General features: G+C 66.9%; 22 protein-coding genes. 10 read left to right on the top strand and 12 right to left on the bottom strand.

Features of this window, described 5'->3' with window-relative positions; genetic code table 11:
* Nucleotides 1-58 precede the first annotated feature (58 nt).
* The 4 genes from OG984_RS16715 to OG984_RS16700 all read left to right on the top strand — a co-directional run bounded on the left by OG984_RS16715 (nucleotide 59) and on the right by OG984_RS16700 (nucleotide 2,016).
* Nucleotides 59-436, top strand: coding sequence for a type III secretion system effector protein (locus OG984_RS16715; protein WP_328532365.1), 378 nt, complete (start codon nucleotides 59-61; stop codon nucleotides 434-436).
* Between the two features lie 19 nt (nucleotides 437-455).
* A complete protein-coding gene (locus OG984_RS16710) occupies nucleotides 456-854 on the top strand; it encodes a hypothetical protein (protein WP_328527419.1) in 399 nt (132 codons plus the stop codon).
* Complete coding sequence (locus tag OG984_RS16705; protein ID WP_328527418.1) at nucleotides 782-1,123, top strand: hypothetical protein; 342 nt, start codon at nucleotides 782-784, stop codon at nucleotides 1,121-1,123. Before OG984_RS16710 ends, OG984_RS16705 begins: the two co-directional genes overlap by 73 nt.
* A gap of 116 nt (nucleotides 1,124-1,239) precedes the next feature.
* On the top strand, nucleotides 1,240-2,016 hold the full coding sequence (locus OG984_RS16700) for an NPP1 family protein (RefSeq protein WP_328527417.1): 777 nt from the start codon (nucleotides 1,240-1,242) through the stop codon (nucleotides 2,014-2,016).
* 7 nt (nucleotides 2,017-2,023) lie between these two features.
* Here the strand turns inward: OG984_RS16700 and OG984_RS16695 are convergent, their stop codons facing one another.
* From OG984_RS16695 to OG984_RS16660, 8 genes are all read right to left on the bottom strand, one after another.
* Nucleotides 2,024-3,163 (bottom strand): N(5)-(carboxyethyl)ornithine synthase, encoded by a 1,140-nt coding sequence (locus OG984_RS16695; protein WP_328527416.1) that lies wholly within the window; start codon nucleotides 3,161-3,163, stop codon nucleotides 2,024-2,026.
* Entirely contained in the window at nucleotides 3,163-3,297 is a 135-nt protein-coding gene (locus tag OG984_RS16690; RefSeq protein WP_256206805.1) for a hypothetical protein, read from the bottom strand. Before OG984_RS16690 ends, OG984_RS16695 begins: the two co-directional genes overlap by 1 nt.
* Before the next feature lie 126 nt (nucleotides 3,298-3,423).
* Complete coding sequence (locus tag OG984_RS16685; RefSeq protein WP_328527415.1) at nucleotides 3,424-4,176, bottom strand: anti-sigma factor; 753 nt, start codon at nucleotides 4,174-4,176, stop codon at nucleotides 3,424-3,426.
* Nucleotides 4,173-4,772: an ECF RNA polymerase sigma factor SigK gene (gene sigK, locus OG984_RS16680; RefSeq protein ID WP_328527414.1), complete on the bottom strand. Its 600-nt coding sequence runs from the start codon at nucleotides 4,770-4,772 to the stop codon at nucleotides 4,173-4,175. The genes OG984_RS16685 and sigK overlap by 4 nt, the downstream gene beginning before the upstream one ends.
* 37 nt (nucleotides 4,773-4,809) lie before the next feature.
* Nucleotides 4,810-5,451 carry a fasciclin domain-containing protein gene (locus OG984_RS16675; protein ID WP_328527413.1) on the bottom strand — a complete coding sequence of 214 codons (642 nt, stop codon included), beginning with the start codon at nucleotides 5,449-5,451 and terminating at the stop codon, nucleotides 4,810-4,812.
* A 79-nt stretch (nucleotides 5,452-5,530) separates the two neighbouring features.
* Nucleotides 5,531-7,069: a molybdopterin-dependent oxidoreductase gene (locus OG984_RS16670; RefSeq protein ID WP_328527412.1), complete on the bottom strand. Its 1,539-nt coding sequence runs from the start codon at nucleotides 7,067-7,069 to the stop codon at nucleotides 5,531-5,533.
* Nucleotides 7,070-7,226: 157 nt separating this feature from the next.
* Nucleotides 7,227-8,993: a DUF429 domain-containing protein gene (locus OG984_RS16665; RefSeq protein WP_328527411.1), complete on the bottom strand. Its 1,767-nt coding sequence runs from the start codon at nucleotides 8,991-8,993 to the stop codon at nucleotides 7,227-7,229.
* Between the two features lie 48 nt (nucleotides 8,994-9,041).
* Complete coding sequence (locus tag OG984_RS16660) at nucleotides 9,042-9,752, bottom strand: class I SAM-dependent methyltransferase (protein WP_328527410.1); 711 nt, start codon at nucleotides 9,750-9,752, stop codon at nucleotides 9,042-9,044.
* 95 nt (nucleotides 9,753-9,847) lie between these two features.
* Between OG984_RS16660 and OG984_RS16655 the strand changes: the two genes are divergently transcribed.
* Nucleotides 9,848-10,726: a helix-turn-helix transcriptional regulator gene (locus tag OG984_RS16655; RefSeq protein ID WP_328527409.1), complete on the top strand. Its 879-nt coding sequence runs from the start codon at nucleotides 9,848-9,850 to the stop codon at nucleotides 10,724-10,726.
* Between the two features lie 12 nt (nucleotides 10,727-10,738).
* Here OG984_RS16655 and OG984_RS16650 read toward each other — a convergent pair whose 3' ends face one another.
* The 3 genes from OG984_RS16650 to OG984_RS16640 all read right to left on the bottom strand — a co-directional run bounded on the left by OG984_RS16650 (nucleotide 10,739) and on the right by OG984_RS16640 (nucleotide 14,102).
* The gene (locus OG984_RS16650) at nucleotides 10,739-11,503 is read right to left on the bottom strand and encodes an HNH endonuclease signature motif containing protein (RefSeq protein WP_328527408.1); all 765 of its coding nucleotides are present in this window, start codon (nucleotides 11,501-11,503) and stop codon (nucleotides 10,739-10,741) included.
* A 134-nt stretch (nucleotides 11,504-11,637) separates the two neighbouring features.
* Complete coding sequence (locus OG984_RS16645) at nucleotides 11,638-12,348, bottom strand: hypothetical protein (RefSeq protein WP_328527407.1); 711 nt, start codon at nucleotides 12,346-12,348, stop codon at nucleotides 11,638-11,640.
* Nucleotides 12,345-14,102, bottom strand: a complete 1,758-nt coding sequence (locus OG984_RS16640) for a type IV secretion system protein (protein WP_328527406.1) — start codon at nucleotides 14,100-14,102, stop codon at nucleotides 12,345-12,347. The genes OG984_RS16645 and OG984_RS16640 overlap by 4 nt, the downstream gene beginning before the upstream one ends.
* Nucleotides 14,103-15,206: 1,104 nt before the next feature.
* On the opposite strand from OG984_RS16640, the gene OG984_RS16635 reads away from it, so the two are divergent.
* The 5 genes from OG984_RS16635 to OG984_RS16615 are packed head-to-tail and all read left to right on the top strand — an operon-like array spanning nucleotide 15,207 to nucleotide 22,264.
* Entirely contained in the window at nucleotides 15,207-17,882 is a 2,676-nt protein-coding gene (locus tag OG984_RS16635; RefSeq protein ID WP_328527405.1) for a Z1 domain-containing protein, read from the top strand.
* Nucleotides 17,882-18,874, top strand: coding sequence for a PD-(D/E)XK motif protein (locus OG984_RS16630; RefSeq protein WP_328527404.1), 993 nt, complete (start codon nucleotides 17,882-17,884; stop codon nucleotides 18,872-18,874). Before OG984_RS16635 ends, OG984_RS16630 begins: the two co-directional genes overlap by 1 nt.
* Entirely contained in the window at nucleotides 18,871-20,673 is a 1,803-nt protein-coding gene (locus OG984_RS16625; protein ID WP_328527403.1) for a hypothetical protein, read from the top strand. Before OG984_RS16630 ends, OG984_RS16625 begins: the two co-directional genes overlap by 4 nt.
* A complete protein-coding gene (locus OG984_RS16620; RefSeq protein WP_328527402.1) occupies nucleotides 20,670-21,551 on the top strand; it encodes a hypothetical protein in 882 nt (293 codons plus the stop codon). The genes OG984_RS16625 and OG984_RS16620 overlap by 4 nt, the downstream gene beginning before the upstream one ends.
* A complete protein-coding gene (locus OG984_RS16615) occupies nucleotides 21,551-22,264 on the top strand; it encodes a hypothetical protein (protein WP_328527401.1) in 714 nt (237 codons plus the stop codon). The genes OG984_RS16620 and OG984_RS16615 overlap by 1 nt, the downstream gene beginning before the upstream one ends.
* Before the next feature lie 36 nt (nucleotides 22,265-22,300).
* Here the strand turns inward: OG984_RS16615 and OG984_RS16610 are convergent, their stop codons facing one another.
* Nucleotides 22,301-22,810 carry a very short patch repair endonuclease gene (locus OG984_RS16610; protein WP_328527400.1) on the bottom strand — a complete coding sequence of 170 codons (510 nt, stop codon included), beginning with the start codon at nucleotides 22,808-22,810 and terminating at the stop codon, nucleotides 22,301-22,303.
* Nucleotides 22,811-22,813: the final 3 nt, after the last annotated feature.

Below are 22,813 nucleotides of genomic sequence, written 5' to 3'. Positions count from 1 at the left end.
TCGGCATCGCGGTGATCGCGCTCGCCAGCCTGACACTGCCGCATAACGCCCGCGGTTCCTGGATTTCAACAAGAAGGGCCTGACGATCGCGGAATACGCCGACAACAGCAACAGCCCGGCTGAGCCCAGCGGCGAGCGGATCAACTACTCACCCCGCATCGACTGGATCGAGGAGGGGCCGCCGGTGGTGGTGCTGTTCCATGAGATGGCGCACGAGTACGACTTCCGCCACGACCAGTTCGACCGCACGGAGTACTCCGGGGACGACACGGTCAACCACGGCGTCGAGCAGGGTGAGCGGGTAGCGGTCGGTCTGCCGATCGACCACGACAACGACCCCAGCACCCCGGAGCGGATCGACCCCGACCACTCCTACGATCTGACCGAGAACGGACTTCGTGAGGAGATGGGTGCGCCCGACCGGCCGCACTATTGAGACGATGAGGAAATTGCTGATGAGCTCGGCGATCGCAGCCCTGCTCGCCGCGTTGAACGGCTGTGGTGGCTCGGCCGTGCCGGCCTTCGAGGACGGCGGCGAGCCGCCCGCCCCGAGCTCCACGGCGTCTGTGCCCGACATCGACTTCTCGGCCGACATCGAGGCCGACTCGACGACGGTGTCGGTGACCTACACGGTGACCAACAACGAGTCGTCCGCGGTCTTCGTCGCCGACCGCACGCTGGTGCCGTCCGGGGCAGGAACGAAGCTGTCCACCGCTCCCCACGTCACGGCCGAGAGCGGTTCGGACGGGCCCGTCCTGGTGCTCTCCCATCGAGTGTTCCCGTGGCCCCGGGCGTCAACCTGGCGGTCGCGCCCACGGGTGGCGGGCAGCTCCTCGCACCGGGCAAGACGCTGAGGGTCGAGACCGGCGTCGACCTTCCGGCCACGCGCAACCAGCCCTTCGGCAACGACCTGGGGCACGGCAAGATCGCACTGCCCGAGGACCTCGTGGCCGTGCGCTTCTGCCTCGGTGTCATCGCGTCACCCGTCCCGCCCGCGCTCAAGTCGGCTGACGCGGGGGACGGGATGGTCACCTTCGCCCACGGCAACGCGGGCATGACGCGCAGCACCTCTTCTGCAGCGAGGTCAAGCGGCTCGGCGACTACTGATCCCGGCGGAGCGTGAGGGTCGCGATACGGACCGACCAGCGTTACCGCCGCGTTCACGCGTAAGGGGTTGTCACGCGATTGCGGCCCTGGTTGCATCTGTCCACCCCCTTCCCCCACCGACAAGGGACCCACATGACCCTCGGGAAACGACTCACGCGCAAGCTCGCCCTCGCGCTTCCGCTCGCCACACTTCTCTCCGGCGTCCCAGCCGCCGCCTGGGCAGCTCCGCCGCCGGCGCTGCCGGCCTCGGCGCCGGAGGCCGACCGCACCTGGCAGCCGGCGCTCGACTTCGACACCGACGGCTGTTACAGCACCCCGGCGATCGGGCCGGACGGCACGCTCAACGGCGGCCTCGCGATGGGTGGCACGGTCAACGGCCAGTGCCGCGACCTCTCGGACCTGCAGAACACCAACGTCTACTCCCGCTCGAAGTGCAACAACGGCTGGTGTGCGTACCTCTACGGCTACTACTTCGAGAAGGACCAGGTCTCCTGGGGCCCCGGCTCGGCGGGCCACCGGCACGACTGGGAGCACATCATCGTGTGGGTCCAGGACGGCCACGCGCGCTACATGTCGGTCTCCCAGCACTCCGGCTACGCGATCAAGCCCGAGTCGGAGCTGCAGTTCGAGGGCGGTACGCACCCCAAGGCCGTCTATCACAAGGACGGTGGCAGCACCCACTGCTTCCGCTTCCCCAAGACCGGCGGCGGAGACGAGCCGCCCGAGAACCACGAAGGCGTCTGGCAGGTCAAGGGCCTGGTCGGCTGGGACAACTACCCGGCCGGCATCCGCGACCGCCTGGTCGCGGCCGACTTCGGCGCCGCCACCTTCAAGCTGACCGACGCCCGCTTCGGCAACGCGCTGGCGGGCGGGAAGCCGGCTGCGGTCACTCTGGATCCGTACGCCTGACCCACGGTCACACCAGAGCGTGAGGCGCCTCCGTCGCGCGCCCCTGGAAGGCGAGGATGGCACGGTTGAGCACGCGGCCGTCGCGGACCTCGATCGCTCGGCGCAGCGTCTCGACGGCGTCCCACGCGGTCGGTCCCTCGAGCACCGGACGCAGGAACGGGATCAACGCGTTGCTGTTCTCCCAGGTCGCCGAGTTCCACAGGTACGACGGACTGTGGTCGACCGCGTAGTACAGGACATTGTCGCCGACCAGGAAGGCCGGGTCGTCGAAGGTGGTGGGCCGGGCCCAGGTGAAGCCCATGCCCAGGTCGCAGGAGACGTCGACGATGACACTGCCGGGGCGGAAGGCGGAGAGGTCCTCCTCCTCGAGGAAGACCAGTGGGTTGGCCGTGTCCTGCAGGGTGCAGTTGACGACGATGTCGTTCTCCGCCAGGTACGGCGCCAGCGGCTCGCGCCCCCGCTCGGTGATCACGTGGCTGACGTGCTTGCCGTCGGGCTCGTGGCCGAACTGCCGGATCAGCACCGAGTGGATCGGTGAGCCGACCGCGGCCACCTCTCGGTTGGTGAGCACCGCGACCTCGTGCACACCGTGCGCGTTGAGGGCGGTCACGGCGCCACGTGCGGTGGCCCCGAAACCGATCACCACCGCGCTCAGGCGGCGACCGTAGTCGCCGGTCAGCCCGGCCAGCTCGAGTGCTTGGAGGACAGAGCAGTAGCCGGCCATCTCGTTGTTCTTGTGGAACACGTGCAGACCGACCGCACCGTCGCGGGTCCAGTGGTTCATCGCCTCGAAGGCGATCAGGGTCAGGCGCCGGTCGATGGCGACCTGGGTCAGCTCCGGGTCCTGTACGCAGTGTGGCCAGCCCCAGAGCGTCTGCCCCGGGCTCAGCGCCTCGACGTCCTCGAGTTGCGGCTTGGGGAGCAGCACGACGTCGGAGTCGGCCAGGATCTGGTCGCGTGACGCGAACCCGGCGACGTACGTCCCGAGAGCCTCGTCGCTGACCCCGAACAGGGCGCCATAGCCGTCCTCGAGCGTGATTCTGGACCGGATGTCAGCGTCCAGGTTCGGGATGTGCTCGGGGTGGAGCGGCAGCCGGTGCTCGTTCTCCTTGGCCGACGAGCCGATGACACCGAGCCCTAGGCGCATCACTTCTTCTTCGGCGGATGGATCTTGTCGGCAAGGGTCTCCGTGGACCCCGAGCTGCGCTTCTCGGCGCGCTTCGCCTTGATGGATTTCCCGGACTTCTTGGACATCTTCTGCCGCGGCGACTTGTCGCTCATGGGGATCTCTCTGATGGGAAGCCTGAATGGCTCCATCCTGCGACAGTACGCCCTTGCTGGTCGGAAGCCGGCCGGGGTCTCCCTCGCCCCGTGCGCCTGAGCCGGCCGGCCTCCACTTCTCGCAGGTCAGGTGGCCTGCGAGAAGTCGAACAGGGCGATCGGGGCCGAGGTCGGTTCGTCGGAGCCTCCCTCGGGCTCGACGGTGATCCCGGCCGCGCTCGCATCCGCGGCGTCGCCCTCGAGGACGAAGGTCTGGTCGCTGCCGGCAGGCATCAGCCCGGCCGGCACCATGACCTCGTCGTGCTGGAGCCACAGCTCGTAGACCTTGCCGGTCGGCGCGGCCGGCATGCCGGAGGTGACCAGCACCGCCCTGTTCTCCGAGACCGAGCGGACCACCCGGGCACGGGCCTTGCCGGGCAGGTCGACGGCCACGGTCGTCGCGTCCTTGGCGCTCAGTACCCGCTCTGCGGTCGTCATGGTCTGGCTGGAGTCGTCGTCGCGGATCAGCTCGACCGCGGCGACCGTACCGGTGCCGACGACGGCCAGCACCGCAGCCGCGGCGGCGAACGTACGCCAGCCGAACCGGCGACCGCCGGACGAAGCCTCTGCCTGGACGGCAGTGTCCTCGTGGATCGCCGGGGTCTCGGGCGGAAGCGGCCGGATCTCCTTGATGCCGGCGAGCAACCGGTCGCGCAACTCGGGCGGAGGCGCGGTGTCGGTCAGGCTGCCGAGCGTCCAGGCACTGTCGCGCAGGCTGGCCACCTCGTCGCGGCAGTCCGCGCAGACGGCGAGATGCTCCTCGAACCGAGCGCGTTCGATGTCGTCGAGGGCGTCGACGGCGTAGGCGCCGGAGAGGGCGTGAATGTCGTGCGCGGTCATCGGCTCACTCCCATCGCGTCGCGCAAGCGGATCAGTCCGTCCCGGATACGGGTCTTTGCAGTGCCTATCGGCAGGTCAAGCATGGAGGCGACCTCGGTGTGGGTGTAACCACCGAAGTACGCCAGCTGTAGAGCCTCACGCTGCACAGCTGTCAGTGTCTCGAGTGCGGCGTGGACGCGTCGAGCCTCCAACGAGGCCTCCACGGCTTCGGCAGTCGTGTCGTGGGGTGGGGTCTGGGTGGTCCCGTGGTAGGCCGTGTCGTTGCGGCCGGCCGACTCCGCGGACCGGACCCGGTCGACGGCGCGACGATGGGCCAGCGTCAGGAGCCAGGACTGGGCACTGCCCAGGCTCTCGTCGTAGCGGCTGGCCGTACGCCACACCTGGAGGAACGTCTCCTGAGTGACTTCCTCGGCCTGAGCCGGGTCGCGCACCACCCGCAGCACCAGTCCGTGCACGCGGGCGGAGGTCGCGTCGTAGAGGGCGGCGAAGGCTGCTTCGTCGCCTCGGGCGATGCGGCGAAGCAGCCCGGCCAGGCCCGGCGACCCGGTTCCCTCCGGCGACGGGTCGCCGGAGGGAACTGAGCTGAGCGATCTCATGTGTCGATCCTTGCGGATATCCGGTTCGATGTCCCGATCAGGGCATCAGAACGGTGTCGACGACGTACACCGTGGCGTTGGCGGTCGGGATGTTGCCGCACAGCACCTTGGCGTTCTCCTTGCCCACGGTGAACTCCTCGTCCGAGCCCTCCACGGTGATCATGTCACCGGCCAGGGTCTCGTGCTCACCGGCGACCTCGTCCGGGCCGAGCTGTCCGGCCACCACGTGGTGGGTGAGGACCTTGGTCAGCATGTCCTTGTCGGCCAGGACGGCGTCGAGGTCGGCCTTCGGGATCTTCTTGAAGGCGTCGTCGGTCGGGGCGAAGACGGTCAGCGCGTCGGCGCTGTTGAGGGTGTCGACGAGCTCGGCCTGGCCGACGGCGGAGACCAGCGTCTTGAGCAGCGGGTTGGCGCTCGCCGCCGAGGCGACCGGTGCGGTCGACATGCCGTTGAACGAGCCGGCACCGTCGGCGGGGATCAGCTTGCACCCTTCGCCGAAGGTCTGGGCCCCGGCCTCCTCGGTCTCCTCCGGTGCGGCCTCGGTGGTCTCGGAGGTCTTCGAGTCGCCGTTGTCCGTGGATGCGGTGTCCTCGGAGCCACATGCCGAGAGGCCGAGACCCAGCAGGAGGGCCAGGGTGGCAGCCGCGCCGCCGGTGCGGGTGAGCGTGTTGGTCTTCATGGATTGGCCTTTCGAGGGATGGTTCGTGTTGCTGTCATGAGGGCTTCGGCACGGTGGCCGGATCGGATTTCGTCTTTTTTCAGGCGACCGTGACGACGATCTGCTGGATGCCGCTCGACCCGTCGGGGAACGGGGCGGCCCGCTCGTCGCTCTGCACCGTGCCGTCGCGGTCGGTGACCCGTACGGCCAGCTGGTGGCTCCCCGGCTCGGCATCCCAGGGCAGGAACCACTGGCGCCAGTAGTCGATCCCGGCATCGGGGCCGAGCTCGGCCGGCTGCCAGCGGCCGCCGTCGATGCGTACGTCGACCTTGGCGACGCCGTGGTGCTGGGCCCAGGCGACGCCCCCGATGACGGTGCGGCCGGCGGAGATGTTGCTCAGCGGCCGGGGCGTGTCGATCCGGCTGGACAGCTTGATCGGGGCATCGACGGCCCAGTCGCGGTCGGTCCAGTAGGCGGTCGCCTCGTCGTACCGGGTCAGGGTGAGCTTGGTGACCCACTTGGTGGCGCCGACGTACCCGTAGAGTCCGGGAACCACGAGCCTGGCCGGGAAGCCGTGGACGCGGGGGAGGACCTCGCCGTTCATGCCGAGGGCGACCATCGCGTTGCGGCCGTCCAGGGCCGCCTCGAGCGGGGTGCTGATCGTGAAGCCCTCGACGTCGGTCGAGAGGATCTGGTCGGCGTTCTTGCCGACCCCGGCCTCCTCGAGCAGGTCCTGGAGAGGTACGCCGGTCCAGCGTGCCGCGCCGACGAGCTTGCCGCCGACCTCGTTGGAGACGCAGGTCAGGGTGATGTCGTGCTCGACGTTCTCGCGCTCGCGCAGGTCGTCGTAGCTGAAGGTCAGCTCGCGGTCGACGTCGCCGTCGATGGTCAGCGACCAGCTGTTCTGGTCGACGATCGGGACGGCCAGCTTGGTGTCGACCCGGTAGAAGTCGCGGTTGCGGGTGATGAACCGGGAGATGCCCTGGTGGGTCTCCTCCAGTCCTGCCGGGAGCGCGGGCAACGGGTCGCGGACCCGCGGCAGCATCAGGTCGGCGAGCGCTGTGCGGCTGCGTACGATCAGCTGTCCGCCGGTCGCGGCCGCGGCGGAGAGCAGGGCGAGCGCCCCGAAGCCGATCAGGACGCTGCGGCGGGTGGCGGCGCCTTCGTCCGGGGCCTCGCGCCGGTGGCTCGGTGCGGCATCGGCGGTCAGGGCGCGGGTCAGCAGCACCAGCACGGCGGGGCCGAGGACGAGCGCCACCAGGGTGGGCACGAGGTCGGTGATCTCGAAGAGCGGCTGGCGGACCACGGCGGCTCCGGCGAGCACGACCAGGCCGGCGATGAGCCCGACGCCGAGTCTGAGCCGCCGTCGGGCGATGACGCCGATCACGGCGGCGAACGCGATCGTGACCAGCAGCACGCTGCCGATCAGGATCGGCTTGTCCGCGCTGCCGAGCTCGCGCACCGCCCACTCCTTGACCGGGGTGGGCGTCGCGTCGATGACCGCGGTACTGACCGCGAGCGCTGGGGACGAGGCCGGCGTCAGCAGCGCGGCCGTGAGGTGCGCGACGGACATTCCGACGGCACCGGCGAGCACACCGGCGGCGGCATGGGCGAGGGTGTGGCGATCCAGGTGTCTCATAGCGGGGATTCGCGCCCGGCGGCCGAACGGATTTCTGTGTAACACGCTGTTCGTAGGACTACTCGCCCTATGAGAACGACCGGATAGTGCTACGAACAGCGTGTTACACGTGCTCGGGCTAGCGATCGGACGTCAGCGAGCGGCCCGAACGACAGGCTCAGTCGGTGTCACGCATCTTGGCGAGCCTGGCCCGCAGGCCGGGCACCCGGTGCGCGTTGGCACGCAGCTCGACGTACTTGTCGCCGTAGACCCAGAGCAGGGCGTCGTCGAGCCGCCGCACCGCGCCCGGCGGATAGCGGTAGTCCATCCGCGCCATCAGGGTGTCCTCGTCCACGGAGCGCAACGCGTCGCCGAGTTCGGTCAGCGAGGTGATGCCCAGCTCGAGGATGACGCCGGAGATCCAGCCGTAGTGGTCGGTGCGCGACCAGCCGGCGTCGGCGTACTGTCCGGCGAGGAAGGCCGCCAGCTCCCGGGAGCTGATCCGCGGGTCGTCGTCGACGGGCTCGGTGCTGGCGCCGGTCACGCCCTGCCGCAGCCGGTCCCTGATCGTGGAGAACTCACGGTCCGCGAGCTCGAGCAGCCCCGCGGCGAGCGTGAACCGGCGGTCGAAGTCGGGCACGTGCTCGCTGGGGATCGTGCCCTTGTAGCGGATGTCGTGCTCGAACTCGGCCCAGGCGTGCTGCAGTACGGTGCGGATCTGGATCTGCGCCTGGCGGCCGCGCAACAGCTCGTACGCCGCCTGTCCCTCGCGAGCGGGGTCGAGGCTGACCAGCAGGTGACGGCTGGCGTACCCGAACCGGCCCTCGCTCGCGGTCTCCTCGCCCATGTCGCGGTCGTCGAGGACCACCACCTGGTCGTCGAGGAGCTCGGCGACGGCCTGGACGTCGCTGTGGACGTAGGTGATCACCCGCAGCCCGATCTGGTCGGTGATCTCGCGGAGCGGGTCGGTGTAGACCGGCCGTCCGTCGACGGTGCGAGCCGCCTTGGCCGCGAACGACGCGACCGACTTCGCGCGCGAGGTCACGGTCAGGTAGTTGATGCCCGCCTCGTCGAGGATCGAGGTCACCAGCTGTACGTACTGGTCGGCCGCCTCCTGCAACGTCGGCTGGATCGCGGCGTACTCGCGGACCGCGGTCCCGGGGTCGTGGATCTTCGCCCCGGCCTGCCCGCGCTGTCCGCGCGGGGTGGGGCGGAGGTCGTCGGGCAGCGTCGGGGTGACGATGTAGCCGGTGGCGAAGTCGCCGTAGGTCGTGGTCCGCTCCGGTGCGCGGGTCGCGAACAGGCCGATGTAGGCACACAGCACCGCGTCGACCTGGTCCTCGACCGCGCGCAGCTCGCTCTTGCGTACGGCGTTCTCGGCGGCGGTGCGGAGGGCGAGCCACGCCGGGTCGTCGAGCAGCAGCGGCGGCTCGGAGCTCTGGAGACCCTCGAGCAGGCCGAGCAGCACGAGCAGCTCGGCACGGAGCTGGTCGATCTCACGGCCCGACTTGTGCTTGTACTTCAGGGTCCGGCCGAGGCGGAAGAGGGCGACCGTCGCGGGGTGCGGGTAGACCTCGATCGCCCGGCGCCGGCGGCCCGAGCGGGGGTTCATGTCGAGCCCGAGCCGGGCCGCGATCCGGGCGCCTCGAGGCTGTTCGCCGAACTCCGGCTTGCTGGTGTTGGTGGGGTGGGCGCCGGCGTCGAAGCGAGCGAAGTCCTTGTTGAGCGCCGCCTCGGCCGGACGGTTCCCGGTCGGGTTGGTGACGATCAGGGGAGCATCGATCGCGACCAGGCAGTCGCTGTCGACGTACGGCTCCAGGGCGGCGACGATCTCGTCATCGGTCCTGGCGGCCGAGACGTGGACAAGACGGCCCTCCTCGTCCAGGACGGCCAGGCCCGTCGGCCTGCGCACGCCCCAGGCGAGGTCGACTCCGATGAAGTGCATGAGGCCAGACTGCCCGTCCGCGCGGCGCGTGCCTAACCTCCGCGGTCGTCAGCGGGTCGCCTGCACGATCGTGATCGGGCCGAACCGGTGGTCGATGTGGTCGATCTCGCGGGCGTCGGTGAATCCGGCGTCGGTCAGGATGGTGACGATCCCGTTGTCGAGGTTGCGCTCGGTGTAGGCGTTCATCCCGCGGTGCCGGTGGCCCTCGTGTCCCTTGTGGCCGTGTTGCTTGCCGTGTGCGCCGTGGCCGTGGCCGTGGTCGGGGGCGCCGAAGTCGACGAGGGTCACCCGCCCGCCGGGCTTGAGCACCCGGTACGCCTCGCGCCCGAACCCTTCCCGCCCGGTGTCGTCGACGTGGTGCAGCGCGAGCGAGGAGACGATGTGGTCGACGCTGCCGTCGTCCGGCAGCAACCGGTCGGCGTACCCCTGCACCAGCGAGAGACGTACTCCTCGCCGACCCGCCTTCCGGGCCGCCAGCCGCAGCGCGCCCGCGTCGGGGTCGTGCCCGGTGACGACGGCCCCGGGTACGGCGCGGAGCACCGCGAAGGAGAGGTTGGCCGTGCCGCAGCCGACGTCGAGGACGGTCTGACCGGGCTGGATGCCGGCGAGCTCGACGGTGCGCTCGTGAAGCGGGCGCACGCGCGCGAACCGGGTGAAGAGGTCGTAGAGGGGGAGGAGCCAGGTGCGGCCCATGCCGGGGAGGAACTCGCGGTCCTGATCGCTCTCGGCGCGGCCGTCGATGATCTGTATGGTGGTCATGGTTCTACGATGGGACATTCTGTGGATCTGCGGTGGGAGGGAAGTCGGTGGCGATGGGACGTTCTTCGGATCCGCTCTCGACGAGGGTGCGGTCGGTGCGTACGGTCCGGGCCGACGGCACCCCGATCTACCGTTGGGAGCAGCGCCCCGGCATGCCCGCGGTCAGGGTCGTACCCCTCGATCCCGACTGCGACACCGAGCACCTGCCTCCCGACAACCGGCACGCCCACGACTTCTGGGTGCTGGCCTACGTCGAGCGCGGCGGAGGCGCCGTCGGCCTCGACGGCCGGCAGGTGGCGCTGCGCGACGGCGAGGTCCACGCGGTCGCTCCCGGACAGGTCGTCGCCGCCGAGTCGCTCGCCGAGCTCACCCACGCCCGGGCCTGGTCGGTGGCCTTCACCCCCGACGCCATCCCCGCCCTCGCCTCCATCTCCCCGCTCACCTGGGCCCACCACCCGCTGCTCGCCCTCTTCGCCGCTGAAGGTCGTCATGCAGTGGTGCCCGAGGAGGAGCGCCCACGCTGGCAGGCCTGGCTCACCGAGCTCGCCGACGAGCTACGCCACCCCGACCGCCTCGGCGCCCACGAAGCCGTCACCGCCACTCTCACCAATCTGTTGGTCGCCTCGGCCCGCTTGGCCCCGACCGCCCCCATCGCCCCCGACCCGCTGGTCAGTCGCGTCTTCGACGAGATCGAGAGGACGTACGCCGCCAAGGTCTCCGCCGGCGACCTCGCCCGCTCCCTCGGCTACACCCCCGGCCACCTCACCACCGTCATCCGCCAACGCACCGGCCGCACGCTCCTCGACTGGCTCACCGAGCGCCGCCTCACCGAAGCCCGCCGCCTCCTCCGCGAGACCGACCTCCCGCTCTCGGTCATCTCCACCCGCACAGGCCTCACCGACCCCGGCTACCTCGTACGTCGCTTCAAGGCCCGTTACGGCACCACCCCCGACCGCTGGCGCAGGGAGGCGTGAACCAGCGAGGCTTCACCAATCCCCGAGGTTGAGATCTTGGGCGCGCGAGACTGCGCTGTCTATCTGATACGCAGCTGAGGTCAGCATGGCGGCCGAATCTTCAAGGCCGCCGAGGTCATCGGCCGCGCCTGCCAACATGCTGGCCGCGTCCTCGAGTCCGCCTATGTTCGAGGCTGCCGTGGCTAGGAGGCTGGCTGAGTCGTCGAGGCCCGCCAGGCGGTCCGCCGCGTCAAGCAACATCCAGGCAACGTCAGGGTCGACGAGCGGACGTTCAAGTTGAACCGCCTCTAACTCGCCGATCAAGGATCGCATGAGCGCGGCAGCTTCTTGGTCGACTTCCGCTAGTTGGCTGACCGCATCTTCGATCTTCTTGAGCCGTGACTCAAGTGCACTGGTGATTGCTTCCCCAAGGTTCTCTGGCGTCCAGAAGTTGCTCCCGAGCGTGTCGAAGGCGTCCCCGTACCGTCGCTCGGCCTGGATCTTCCAATCGTTGAGAAGCTCAACTGGATACTGATGCTCTCGGGAGTCGACCCGCTTGTGGTGAGGGCGACAGAGCAGGATGAGGTTGGGATAAGCATTCCGCTCGTGGTCGCTCATCGTCTCGTCGTAGCGGGCTCCTCCGATGTGAAGGGCGCGGATATGCGCGATATCGACCGCAATCTCCGGCGCATCATCAACCATGGTGACGGCCTGTACCGTGCAATCTGGCCAATAGCAGACTAGCGATCGAGAGAACAGCGCCGCCTTGTCGGCGGCTCGATAGTTGCGAGTTCCCACTGTGACCTCTCCTCTTCCCCGGATGGCGTCAGTCGAGTCGGGCCCACGAAATCGTTCCACAAGTCGCGCGTCGATACGCCAGGTCCTGTGAAGGTCGTCTCTGGACGGTGCCGGTGATCAGCGCCTGCCGCAGGTCAGGTGTTGCGGATCTTGTCGAGGCCGTTGGCGGAGAAGGTCTGGAGCATGCCGCCGACGACGGCATCGGCGTCCCAACCATCGGGAGCTGAGAGATACGAGCCACCCGCAAGGCGCTCTGCCACGATGCCGTCTGCTGCTGTAGCGACCTGACCGACACTGTCGGCGATCCAGGTTCGGTAGCCGACCGGGATCGACCAGCCGCCACGGCCAGCCTCGATGAGGGTCTCTTCGTCCCGCAACGCGGCGACGAGTGGGCTCCACGATTCGATCACGGCACGGATCGCTGCGTCTGCCACATCCCCCGTGAAGGTCCGCGGGATGACCTCCTTGATCTCCACGGTGAGCGAGTTGCTCGGTGCGCGACGTCCAGACGCCAGTGCACCGGCAGTGAGCTGGACGTCGAAACGGAGTCGCTCGCCGGCCGCCGTGAGCATGAGGCTGTAGCCACTCTCGGGCTCGGCGTCGCCGAGGTCGTCGCGGACAACCTCGCGGGCGACGAGGTCTATGCGACGCTCGGGTTCCTCGGGCCACGGCTCGTTGCGGGTTGTCAGCCACTGGGCATGGTCGACCAAGGGAGCGTAAGCGGTGATGAGGTGTTGGATCCGCTCGGCGATGGTCGAGGGATTCTCGTCCCGTGCCAGCCAGGTCGCGTACAAGAACGCGCCGTCTGCGCCCCAAAGAAGCGTCGGAGATGCGGTCGGCGTCATGTCTCTGGAGTGTAGATCACGTCGATGTCCGTGAAGCCCTCTCGCAACAGGATCCGCCGGATCTCACGGGCAGCATGAGCGTCGGAACAATGCCATTCGAGGGCCGCGTCGTCAGGTAACGCGTTCAGTTGTCTCCTTGCTTCGGTCACCAGGTTGACCTTCATTGCCTTGGCCTTCTCGAGGTCAGGCTTGAATACGATGAGCTGGTATCCGCGCTTGGCGTCTAGAAAGATTTCCTGGTCCCCGTCTCCACGGCGGGTGTGCCCGTCGAAGCGCACCACCTTGCCCGTGCTCGGGTTGATGATGTGGTACTCCGGGATGTGGCCTTCTGGGGTCCGCTGGATTCCGGTGATCTGTTCCTGATAGCCCATCCACGGCTTGTACGGACCTCGGTTGACGGCACGCCACCCGGGCTCTGAACCGCCTGGCTGGAAGCTCGTCGCTGGCAGGTGCGCCGGTGAATCGCCTGGCCGGTACGCGTCCCCGGATGTGTAGGACGCAGCCCGGCTTGCGTCGAAGTTGTCCTTCTTGAACTCACGGGCCGGGGTAGCCGGTATCGAGGGACTGGACGACTGGGTCGACGTCGGCAATGCCGGACCAAGGGTCGAAACAGGCGCCGAAAGAGTTGGCGGAATGGCCTGGATCGGGCCCCCATGAACGGTCGGCTGGATGGCTGCCCGCCCCTGAACCACCTGCGGATGCTGTGCAGGTGCAGTCAGCGTGGGAGGCGCTTCCGCTGCGGGCGCGCGGTTAGGAATGACCTGGCGACGCCATCCCGTGGCCATCCCCCAGGCGAACCCAGCAGCACCCCAGATATGGCCGATCCCGTAGGCCGCGGGGCGTGTGAAGCGCCAGGCGATGTAGGTAAGGGTTGCGCAAACCGCGAGCTTGAGGGCGTAGTGCACCTGGGCGCTGGTCAGGACCGCGCTGAAGAACCGGAGCAGGCACAGAGCCACGACGAAGTAGATCGGCCCCATGACCAGTGGGCCGATCACGCGATGCAACCAGCCCACGGCCAGGTCGCGAGTGCGGTCGAACATGAACAGGATCCCGGCCGCCGGCGCGAACGGGACGATGAGGCGGATGAGCACGAACGCGAGCAGGATCGCCAACCCCGCGATCAGCAGATAGCCGCAGGTCACGACCACCGCGACCAGGTTGACCAGACCGGCGGTGGCGCGCTGACCCCAGTGCTCACCTTTGAAGTACTCGTACGCGACCGAGTCCTCACGCTCGATCTGACCCGCGATCGTCTTGAACGTATCCTGCTTCCCCTCGACGATCGCGTTGCCCTCACCTTCGGGGTCGGACCGATAGGTCTCGTACTCGTCGAAGGTGAAGTGGGTCGCCCGGAACAGGTCCGGTCCGTATTCGCGGGCGGTGGCGGAGTCGGCATCGCCCAGGGCGCCGGTGAGCCAGGTGCGGTATTGCGTGGAGCGTACGACCTCGTCCATCTGGCCGTTGATCGCTGCCACTGCTGGATCCTCGCCGGGTGCCGGGTGGTCCTCGAACCCGGTCGCGATCAGCGTGACCGCGTTGCGTACGCCGTCATCGACCAGGCGGACCGACTCGGCGGGGTAGGAGATCAGCAGAGACGTTCCAAGAAGTACGACACCAGCCCATGTCACGGCGGTCGCGGATCCGGCGATGTGGCCGGTGCGTGCGCGCCAGATCGCGGTCGCTGCGACGAGGAGGACGGCGATGGTGATCCAAGGGCGCCAGACGCCCTCGGTGACGGCACGGGTGGCGTCCACGACTGGGTTGTCGAGGGCCTGGACCGGAGAATCTGGATCGACGACGGCGGCCAGCAGAGCGTGGGTCCAGTTCGGGATCGCGCCGGAGACCTGCAGCAGGATGTTCCCGATCGCCGTCCCTGCTCCGGCGACGAACTGGCCGGTGCAGCCGTTGTCGTAGGTCCAAAGCTGTGGGGTCGTGCCGTAGGTCGACTCCAGGGTCACGCCGTCGTCGTCGAAGGGATCGGCGTCCTTCGGGCTCTCGCCGAGCTGAACGATCCACGATCCGGCACCGTGTGGGGAAGCAGGGATGGGCGCTTCGTCGTTGTTGCATGCGAGGTCGGCCGCGCCAGCCGGCGAACCGGCCACGACCGGCCCGAGCACGACGAAGGTCAGGGCGAGCAACGCCACGAGCAGGCGCGGTTGCCCGCCCTGTCGGCGTGTTCGAAGCGGTGCCCGACCACCCAACCCCATGTCTCCCGATGCTCCCGAAACCTGGACAGCGTCTCACCCACTATGCCGAAGGCTTCCACCGTTTACCGGTGATCGCCGGCAACTGTCGGCCCCATGGACGGACGAGCGGCTGGATGCGGCCTGCACGAGGTATCGGGAGGGTCAGGCTGAGGTCGATGGGCTGTCGAGCGAGGTCGTTTGTGCTCGGGCTCTGGCCGAGCGACCGGACAGGGGCTCGCAGGGCCGTTCGTTGAGCCGGTGTGGAGCGAGGTGGCCGATGGCTCATGGATTGCCTGGGACGAGCCCTACGATCGATGCAACAACGTGCATGGGACATACGCACTGCCGGCAGTTGGCCGGAGGACATCGATGACGCGCCATCGACGTCTGAATCCGGCTACGCAGTGATCTCCGGGTGGACGCAGTCAAGGGGGCAAGTGTCGATGAGTTGTCAACGCGTAGAGATGCTGACGACATCCGCCCCGAACCCTGCACTGTCGGTCTTGGATGCATTCCGGGGGTCCTTACCACGCCCGGCGAGCCGACACCTGCCATCTGTCTCCCAATTGACTGAACCTGGCGACATTCGCCGAATGCATACACAGGCCGGAGCCGGGCTACTAGGTTGCTGTGGGTAAGCACCGTCTGCACTTGTTCCCGGGAGACTGATACATGGATCCGGCGTTCGTCCGTGACCTGCTGATCGCGCGGACACGCCGTCATCACGAGACGCTCGAAGAAGCGGCCCGCATGACGGCCGAGGGGCTCGGCGTCCCGATTGCCGAGCTCCAACCTGCGATTGATTCGATCCGAGCTGACATTGATCGAGCACAGCTCTTGGATTCACCCACTGGGGTTGTCGACAGGCACACCGAGGACGAGGCTCGCCTCGCCGGGTGGTACACCGGGCCAGAACCGGGTGACGCCTTCTGGGAGAAGCTGCGCGAACGGCTCAAGTCGAGCAGCATGGCCGACGTCGTCGATGAGATCGACCAAGCCTCGACGAAGGTAGTGGCGCAACTGAGCAACCCCAACGTGCAGCGGCTGAAGAAGAAGGGACTGGTCGTCGGCTACGTCCAGTCCGGGAAGACCGCCAACTACACCGCGGTCATGGCGAAGGCGGCCGATGCCGGCTTCAAGCTCTTCATCGTGCTGGCCGGACTCCACAACAATCTGCGCAGGCAGACGCAGGTGCGCCTGTCGAAGGACATCGTGGACAGCGATTGGGCCTCGCTCACCACCAACGACGCCGACTTCGGGAACGTGATCAACGGTGCCGCGATGCTTAGCCGCGGCGTCCATGCGGTCGCGGTTGTCAAGAAGAATCCGAGTCGACTTCAGAAGCTACGGAACTGGTTACGCGACATCCCTGAGGACATTCGGCAGAGCGTACCCATCCTGATCCTCGACGACGAAGCCGATCAGGCAACGCCGAACTCGGCAGCGGCGCGGCAGCGGCGTTCGGAGATCAACCGGCTCGCGACAGAGATCTGGGCTGAGGTACCCACCGGCACGTATCTGGGGTACACGGCCACGCCGTTCGCGAACATCTTCATGGATCCCGAGGATGAGACCGACCTGTACCCATCGGACTTCATCATCGACCTGCCACGACCGGAGGCGTACTTCGGCGCGGAGCGGGTCTTCGGTCGCGAGCCTTTGGACGACGCCGACGAGCCCGACCCGGGCCTCGACATGGTGCGCGACGTCCCCGAGCTCGAGGCGGACGGGCTGCGTCCGCCGAGCTCGAAGGATGCCCGGGGTGAGTTCGACCCAGAGCTTCCCGACTCCCTGAACGATGCGGTGACGTGGTTCATCGTCGCGACGGCGATCCGGCGAGCCCGCGGTCAGATCGACAAGCACAGCTCGATGCTGGTCCACACCACCCACTTCGTCGGTCCCCACTTTGCGATGCGCGACAGGATCACGGCCCTTCTTCACACCCTCCGCGACGAATGGGAGCAGCACCGCACCGACCGGTTCGAGAAAAGCTTCATCAACGAGTCTGCGCGTGTGAAAGAGGTCGCGACGCGGCCGCTTCCGACATGGGACGAGGTGGCGGTCGTCCTCGGCGAGGTCCTGGCCGGGGCGCGTGTGGTTGTGGACAACGGCTACTCGGACGACCGTCTGGACTACGAGCGGGTCGATAGCGACGGCCGGCCGATCGCGGAGACCGTCGTCGCTATCGGCGGCGGCACTCTCTCCCGTGGGCTCACCCTGGAGGGGCTTGTCGTCTCGTACTTCACCCGAACGTCCAATACCTATGACACGTTGCTCCAGATGGGCCGCTGGTTCGGCTATCGCCCGGGCTATGAGGATCTGCCGCGCATCTGGATGCAAACCTCCCTTGCAGACGAGTTCAGGTTCCTAGCCCTCGTCGAGGAGGAGATCCGCCTCGACATGCGCCATATGGAGCGGATGAAGGCGACCCCCCGTGAGATGGGCGTACGTGTCAGGGCACATCCCGGGCGGCTCGCGATCGTCGCTCGGAACAAGATGCGCCATGCCGACGTCGTGCGCGTCTCGTACAGCGGTACACGTCATCAGACATTCATCTTCGAGGAACGCGGGCCTGCCATCGACCAGAATCTGAAGGCCGCACAGGTCTTCATCCAGCGGTGCTCCGAGGTGACCTCCGCTGTCAAAGAGGCGAAAGCGAAGCGCTGGCAGTTCAACGATGTTCCCCGAGAGGTGATCACCGAATTCCTCGACGCGTACGCCTTCCATCCGGACCAGGTCTCTCTCCGCGCGGACCACATGGTCGGGTGGATCGAAAGGGTGGCCGCAGAGGCTTCGTGGAACGTGGTGGTTGCAGGAAGCTCCAAGCCCGCCAAGGACGCCTCCGGAAGGATTGTCGACCTCGGCACCGTCGATCTCGGCCTCGATGAGGAGGTTCCGACCGTCAACCGTGCGCCTTTGAAGAGCCCCGGAGTCGGGACGGCCAACATCAAGGCGCTGCTGTCTCATCCGGACTGGTTCAGAGATCTTGCAGAGGAAGTGCTGGACTCGCTTTCCGCCGAGGAGAAGAAGATCCCCCAGACCGTACGCCGGGACCATGCTGACGGCAGAGGACTGCTCCTCGTGTATCCAGTGAGCAAGGACTCGGTGCCGATGGGCAAGGCCGCGAAGGTCGGCACCACCAGGCGCAACATGGAGGCGGAGTCACACTTGATCGGTCTGGGAATCATCTTCCCCGACGTCGATCGCGACGGCATTGCGACCGAAGCGACCTACTATTCCGTCCACCCGGATTGGGAGCCGGTTGTCGAGGACGACGACGAGATTCCCGTTGATAACGAGGCCAGCGCGCAGGTCGACGGCGAGACCGCCGGGACTGGGGAGGTCTGATGGCAGACGTCTCGGAGACCTTCGTTCTTCTGAGCATGGCGGAACGCCCGAAGGTCGAGACCAAGCTCCTCACTCGCGCACTTGACCTCACGATCGGCGATCGCGAGGTTCTCCTCGGCATCGACAGCCTCGGGCAGCGTCATCTCCTTGTCCCCGCGGCGACGGAGCGCGTCGCAACCGATCGTGCGAGCCAAGGGGCGGTGCTGGCGCAACGCCTTCTGACCCACGGCAAAGACGACGTGGTGTACGCCGACCTCTACTGCACCATTCCCCGGCTGGACTTGGTCTTCGAGCGATTAGCCATGGACGTCGTCCTTCGCTTGGAGAAGCAGCCCTCCAAGCCCGTTGACACGGTTCGAATGGCCCTCGACGACTGGAGGGCGCTGCTCCGTTCGGCGAGCCAGGGCGTCGACCGGGAGACGGTGGTCGGCCTGATCGGCGAGTTGGAGGTCCTGCGACTGCTGGCTTATCACGATGCACCGGCTGCGCTGAATGCCTGGCGGGGCCCGACCAAGTCGGTCCACGACTTCGTCCGCGGCGGATCCGAACTGGAGGTGAAGACGACGGTCTCGGTCGACGGCAACTTCGTCGCGATCTCCAACCTCGACCAACTCGATCCCGCACTAGTTGATCGACTCCACTTGGCTGTGGTGCACGCGCGCGAGGATGACGCTGGCCCCACTCTCGACGAGCGTTTGGACGAGCTGATCAGGCTCGGCGTCCCCCGGGAATCCCTGCTCACCAAGACGAAGGACGCGGGGTACGTCTATGAGAGCGATCCGCAGATCAACACCCGGTACACCGTGCGGGGCGTTCGGGTCTGGCGGGTGGACCAGAGGTTTCCGGGCCTGCGGTCGTCGGACCTGAGCGTGGACCGCCGCCGCGGGGTGGCCAGGGTTCAGTATGAATTGGCACTCGACACAGCACCGGCCCCGCTCACTGCGGGTCAGCTCGCTACGCTGATGGCGACGTGGTTGGGCGGTTCGACGTGAGCCGTACGAAGGTGCTCCCTCTCAACTGGTTCCCGAAGAAGTTCGACGCGGGCGCGATCGATGGCGAGGGCGCCAAGAAGTTGCTCGGAACGCCCGCGGTCGAACCCGCCGCGGTCCTCGTCAGAGAGATGGCGCAGAACAGCTGGGACGCTCGCGGTACCGCAACCGAGATCTCATTCATTCTCAATCTTCGCCGGCTCGACGCTGACATCGTCGACGTGCTGCGCCACCACGTGTTTACCGCGGACGCGACCGGCACCGGCATCCGCGAACTGCTGGATAAGGACGAAGTCTGGGCGCTTGAGGTGATCGATCGCGGAACGGTGGGGCTCGGAGGGCCGGTTCGCAACGATCTTGCAGTTCCCGACGGAGTCAGCACCAACTTCATCGACCTCGTCTTCAACATCGGATCCACCAAGAGCGATCCTCACTCGGGTGGTAACTACGGCTTCGGAAAGACGATTTCATACTCGATAAGTGAGGTCGGTGCGGTACTGATCTGGTCGCGATGCCGCACAGACGAGGGCGTCCAGGACCGACTCATCGGGTCTGCAATCGGCGAAGCTTTCGATCGTGACGGCAAACGGCATACCGGTCGCCACTGGTGGGGCAGGGTCCCAACCCGGGATCGCGTCGAGCCCGTCGTTGACGATGACGCGGCGGAACTTGGAGGCTTGGTCTTCTCCCGTGGATTCCAAGCGAACGAGACCGGAACCAGCCAGTTGATCCTCCAGCCGCGCTTGGGCGGCGCCACTGCGAAACAGAACACAGAGCTGCTTCTGCGTGCCGTGCTGTGGAACCTCTGGCCCAAACTGCTTCAGGACCAGCAGGAACGACCCCGGATGAGGATCCAGCTACAAGTAGATGGTGTCGACCAGCCAATCCCAGCGATTGAGGAACACCCCGTTCTATCCGGACATGCGGACTGCCTCCGCGCGGTTCGAGCGATGCAGGGCGATATGGCCCATCCATCGACATCGTGGAACGTCGACGTGCAGGAGGTATGGCTCGGCAAACCGAAGAAGCTGTTGGGACACTTGGCACTGACGAAGTACCCCGCCGACCATCGCGCACTTGCGGCCGCCGAGCTGGAACCGAGCCGAGGTGTCACCCTAATGCGCCACGAGGCAGAGCTCGTCGTCAAAACGCAGCTGGGGCCACCCCATAGCACGCCAGGGTTCCAATGGGCGGGCGTCTTCAAGCCGATCAATGACGTTGATGCCTCATTCGCTGCAGCTGAGCCGCCCGCGCACGACGACTGGTCGACCGCACATATCAGAGACGCGGTCGCTAAGCGGGACGTGAACGTCGCGTTCAAGCGGATGAGGGAGGCAGTGGATGAATACCTCGCACCACCGCGTACGGAGTCGGACGACGCCCCAACGTCCGCCGCAACGGTGGGCGACATGCTCGCCGGAATGCTCGGCGGGATCGACGGCTCTGGCCCTTCAACTAGGGACTCTGGATCGCGCCCCGGGGGTAAACGAGCACCACGACCGAAGGTCCTGCTTGCCCCAGTCAAGGACGAGCCGAGCGAGCCCGGCTGGGCTCGCTCGACGGTCGCATTTGAGGTTCAGGACGCTCCCGCGACTGGAGCCCGCGTCCAAGTTGATCTCAGGGTTGGAGTCGATGGCGGAAGCGAGGATGGCGGAGATGTCATCCGCATCGTCGGTTGGCGGGGGCACGGGCCACATGCCGATTTCCAGCTCCTACCCGGGATGAAGGTCGAGTACGTCTACGAGTATCGCGATGACTTGGCGATCGATATCGATGCAAGGGTGGTTGCGGAGGACGCATGACGAAGCTGCGCCTGTATCCCCACCGCGTCATCCCGGTCGCGGCAGTCACGTGGCGCCCTTGGTGGCGAGAGGTTGATGGCGTGCGTACGCCACTTCCATCGTTGCTCGATGGCTGGGACTACGCCCGCGAAGAGCGAATCGGGGTCGGCGTCATCGTCGACCCGGCCGAGGTGCTCGACGCGACCGGTCTGGAGTCGACCGCGCAGATCAAGCTCGTTGCGCTAGCCGAGTGCCGCGAACTCTTGAGACGGTTCACCGCCGCGCAGTCCCTCCCGTCCGCTCCCGAAGGCCCGATCGAGGTGACACTGACCATTCCTGCGGGTGAAGCCGCACACCGGCTACACCTTTCCACCCACCTCGTCTTGGCGGACCCAGGTCAGACCAGCGGCCATCGAGTTCCCCGCGTTCGAGGGGCCCGCCTGGCGGCCGGTCAAACGTTTACCTTGACGCTTGAGGGAGACGCGTCGCGTTTCCCGACCGAGGCTGTTGCCTTCTCCTCCCTCGGCTTGGAGGACGTGCCGTGGACCATGATGCGGACCTTCACCGACCTCGACGACTCGTTCATGGGCGGCGTACGACTGTTCATCAACACAGAACACCCAATCGGACAGCGGGCGTTGGACCAGACGAGCGGCGCACAGATGAAGGGCTTCCTCCAGACCGACATTCTGCGGATCCTCGTCGGCGAGGTGGCGCGCTCGGACGAGGTCGTCCGGCGCGGCTACGTGGATGGCTCCGTCGGGGACGTGCTCTCGATGATGTGCGAGCAGTTCCTCCGCCGCGACCTCGAGTCGACGATACAGGTCTATCGCGACAACATCGCCAAGTTCGAGCGCCTCCTTCACCTGGGCGTGAACCAGTGGGATGGAGTCATCTGATGACCCGATTCGGATATCCGCGCCTACCATTGTCAGCGGCTAAGACTCTTGTCACCGAACTCGCCGACGAATTCAGGGACGCCGGGCTGCATGGTGTCGCGGCGCGTGCCGCAGCCGAGCATCCGAGAGCTGAACCTGTACCTACCGGCGCAACGATCGCTGATCTGAACCAGATCCTTGCTGTTCGCAAGGCGGTGCTCGACGCCGTCGAGCCCTGGTACACACGCCAAGAGGTCAGCCGTTCCGCCGTGAGCCTCTTCGACAACGCTCTGGGACTTGCGCTTTATGAGAGTCTCCAGATCCTGCCCGCCGACGCATCTCACGAGGGCACGTGGAGCTTCCTCTCTCTCGTCGTGCTTCCTGACGTGGTGATCCTCAGATTCCCGACCATGCACGACGACAGGCTGATCGGCACTCCACGCAATGCCCTGCGTAGGCTCTGGCAGCGCCAAGAACTCTTGGGTGACCTGATGCAGGGGGCGAGCCGTCCGCTCGGCGAGGACGAACTTGTAGGCATCTTCGAGCGAACGGCTCTGGCCCGCAACCGCTCTCTAACCCGCCGCCTCGCGGTGGCGGTGATGTCGTATGAGGGCAAGGGGTCTCGCTCCGAATGGGCGAGAGGACTGTACAAGCGAGTTACCTTTGTTACCGGCCCGCGCCTGCTCGACGTGCTGGACGACGCCGAGATCGACGACCTCGTCAGCCGGATCTGACTGCCATCGCAACCCGTCTCTCAGTCAACAGCAGCCTCAGCGCTTGTCGCGCAGCGCACGATACATGCGCGCAATCAGCTCGGCTGCGTCGACAGGGTCCTCGTGTTCCCACACGCGTATGACGGTGTGCCCGAGCTCACGGAGTCGACGGTTGGTGTCGTTATCGCGACCTTGGTTTCCTTCGATCTTGGACATCCAGAAATCGGTGCGAGTCTTCGGGCGCACGAAGTGCACAGGACAGCCATGCCAGAAGCAACCGTCGACGAAGACGTACAGGCCGACCTTCGTGAACACCAGGTCCGCACGACGACGCCGGTCGATGGGGAGTGGCATGTCGACCCGGAATCGCAGCCCGGAGGCATGGAGCAGACGTCGCAGAGCGAGTTCCGGAGAAGTGTCGCGGGACCGGTTCGCGCGCATCGTGCGCAGCGTGGCCGGCGTCACCGGCGGGTCGGGATGTGCAGATGCCATCGGTAGCGGCGACTGCCGGTAACGTTCATCAGACACGTGTTCGGGTGACCGGGATCTGGGGGATGCGCGTGTCATCAT

Origin of the sequence: Nocardioides sp. NBC_00368 (genome assembly GCF_036090055.1) — a bacterium.
Lineage (GTDB): Bacteria > Actinomycetota > Actinomycetes > Propionibacteriales > Nocardioidaceae > Nocardioides.
The sequence above is the reverse complement of the archived record's forward strand: the minus strand, read 5'-3'. Positions and strand labels throughout refer to the sequence as shown.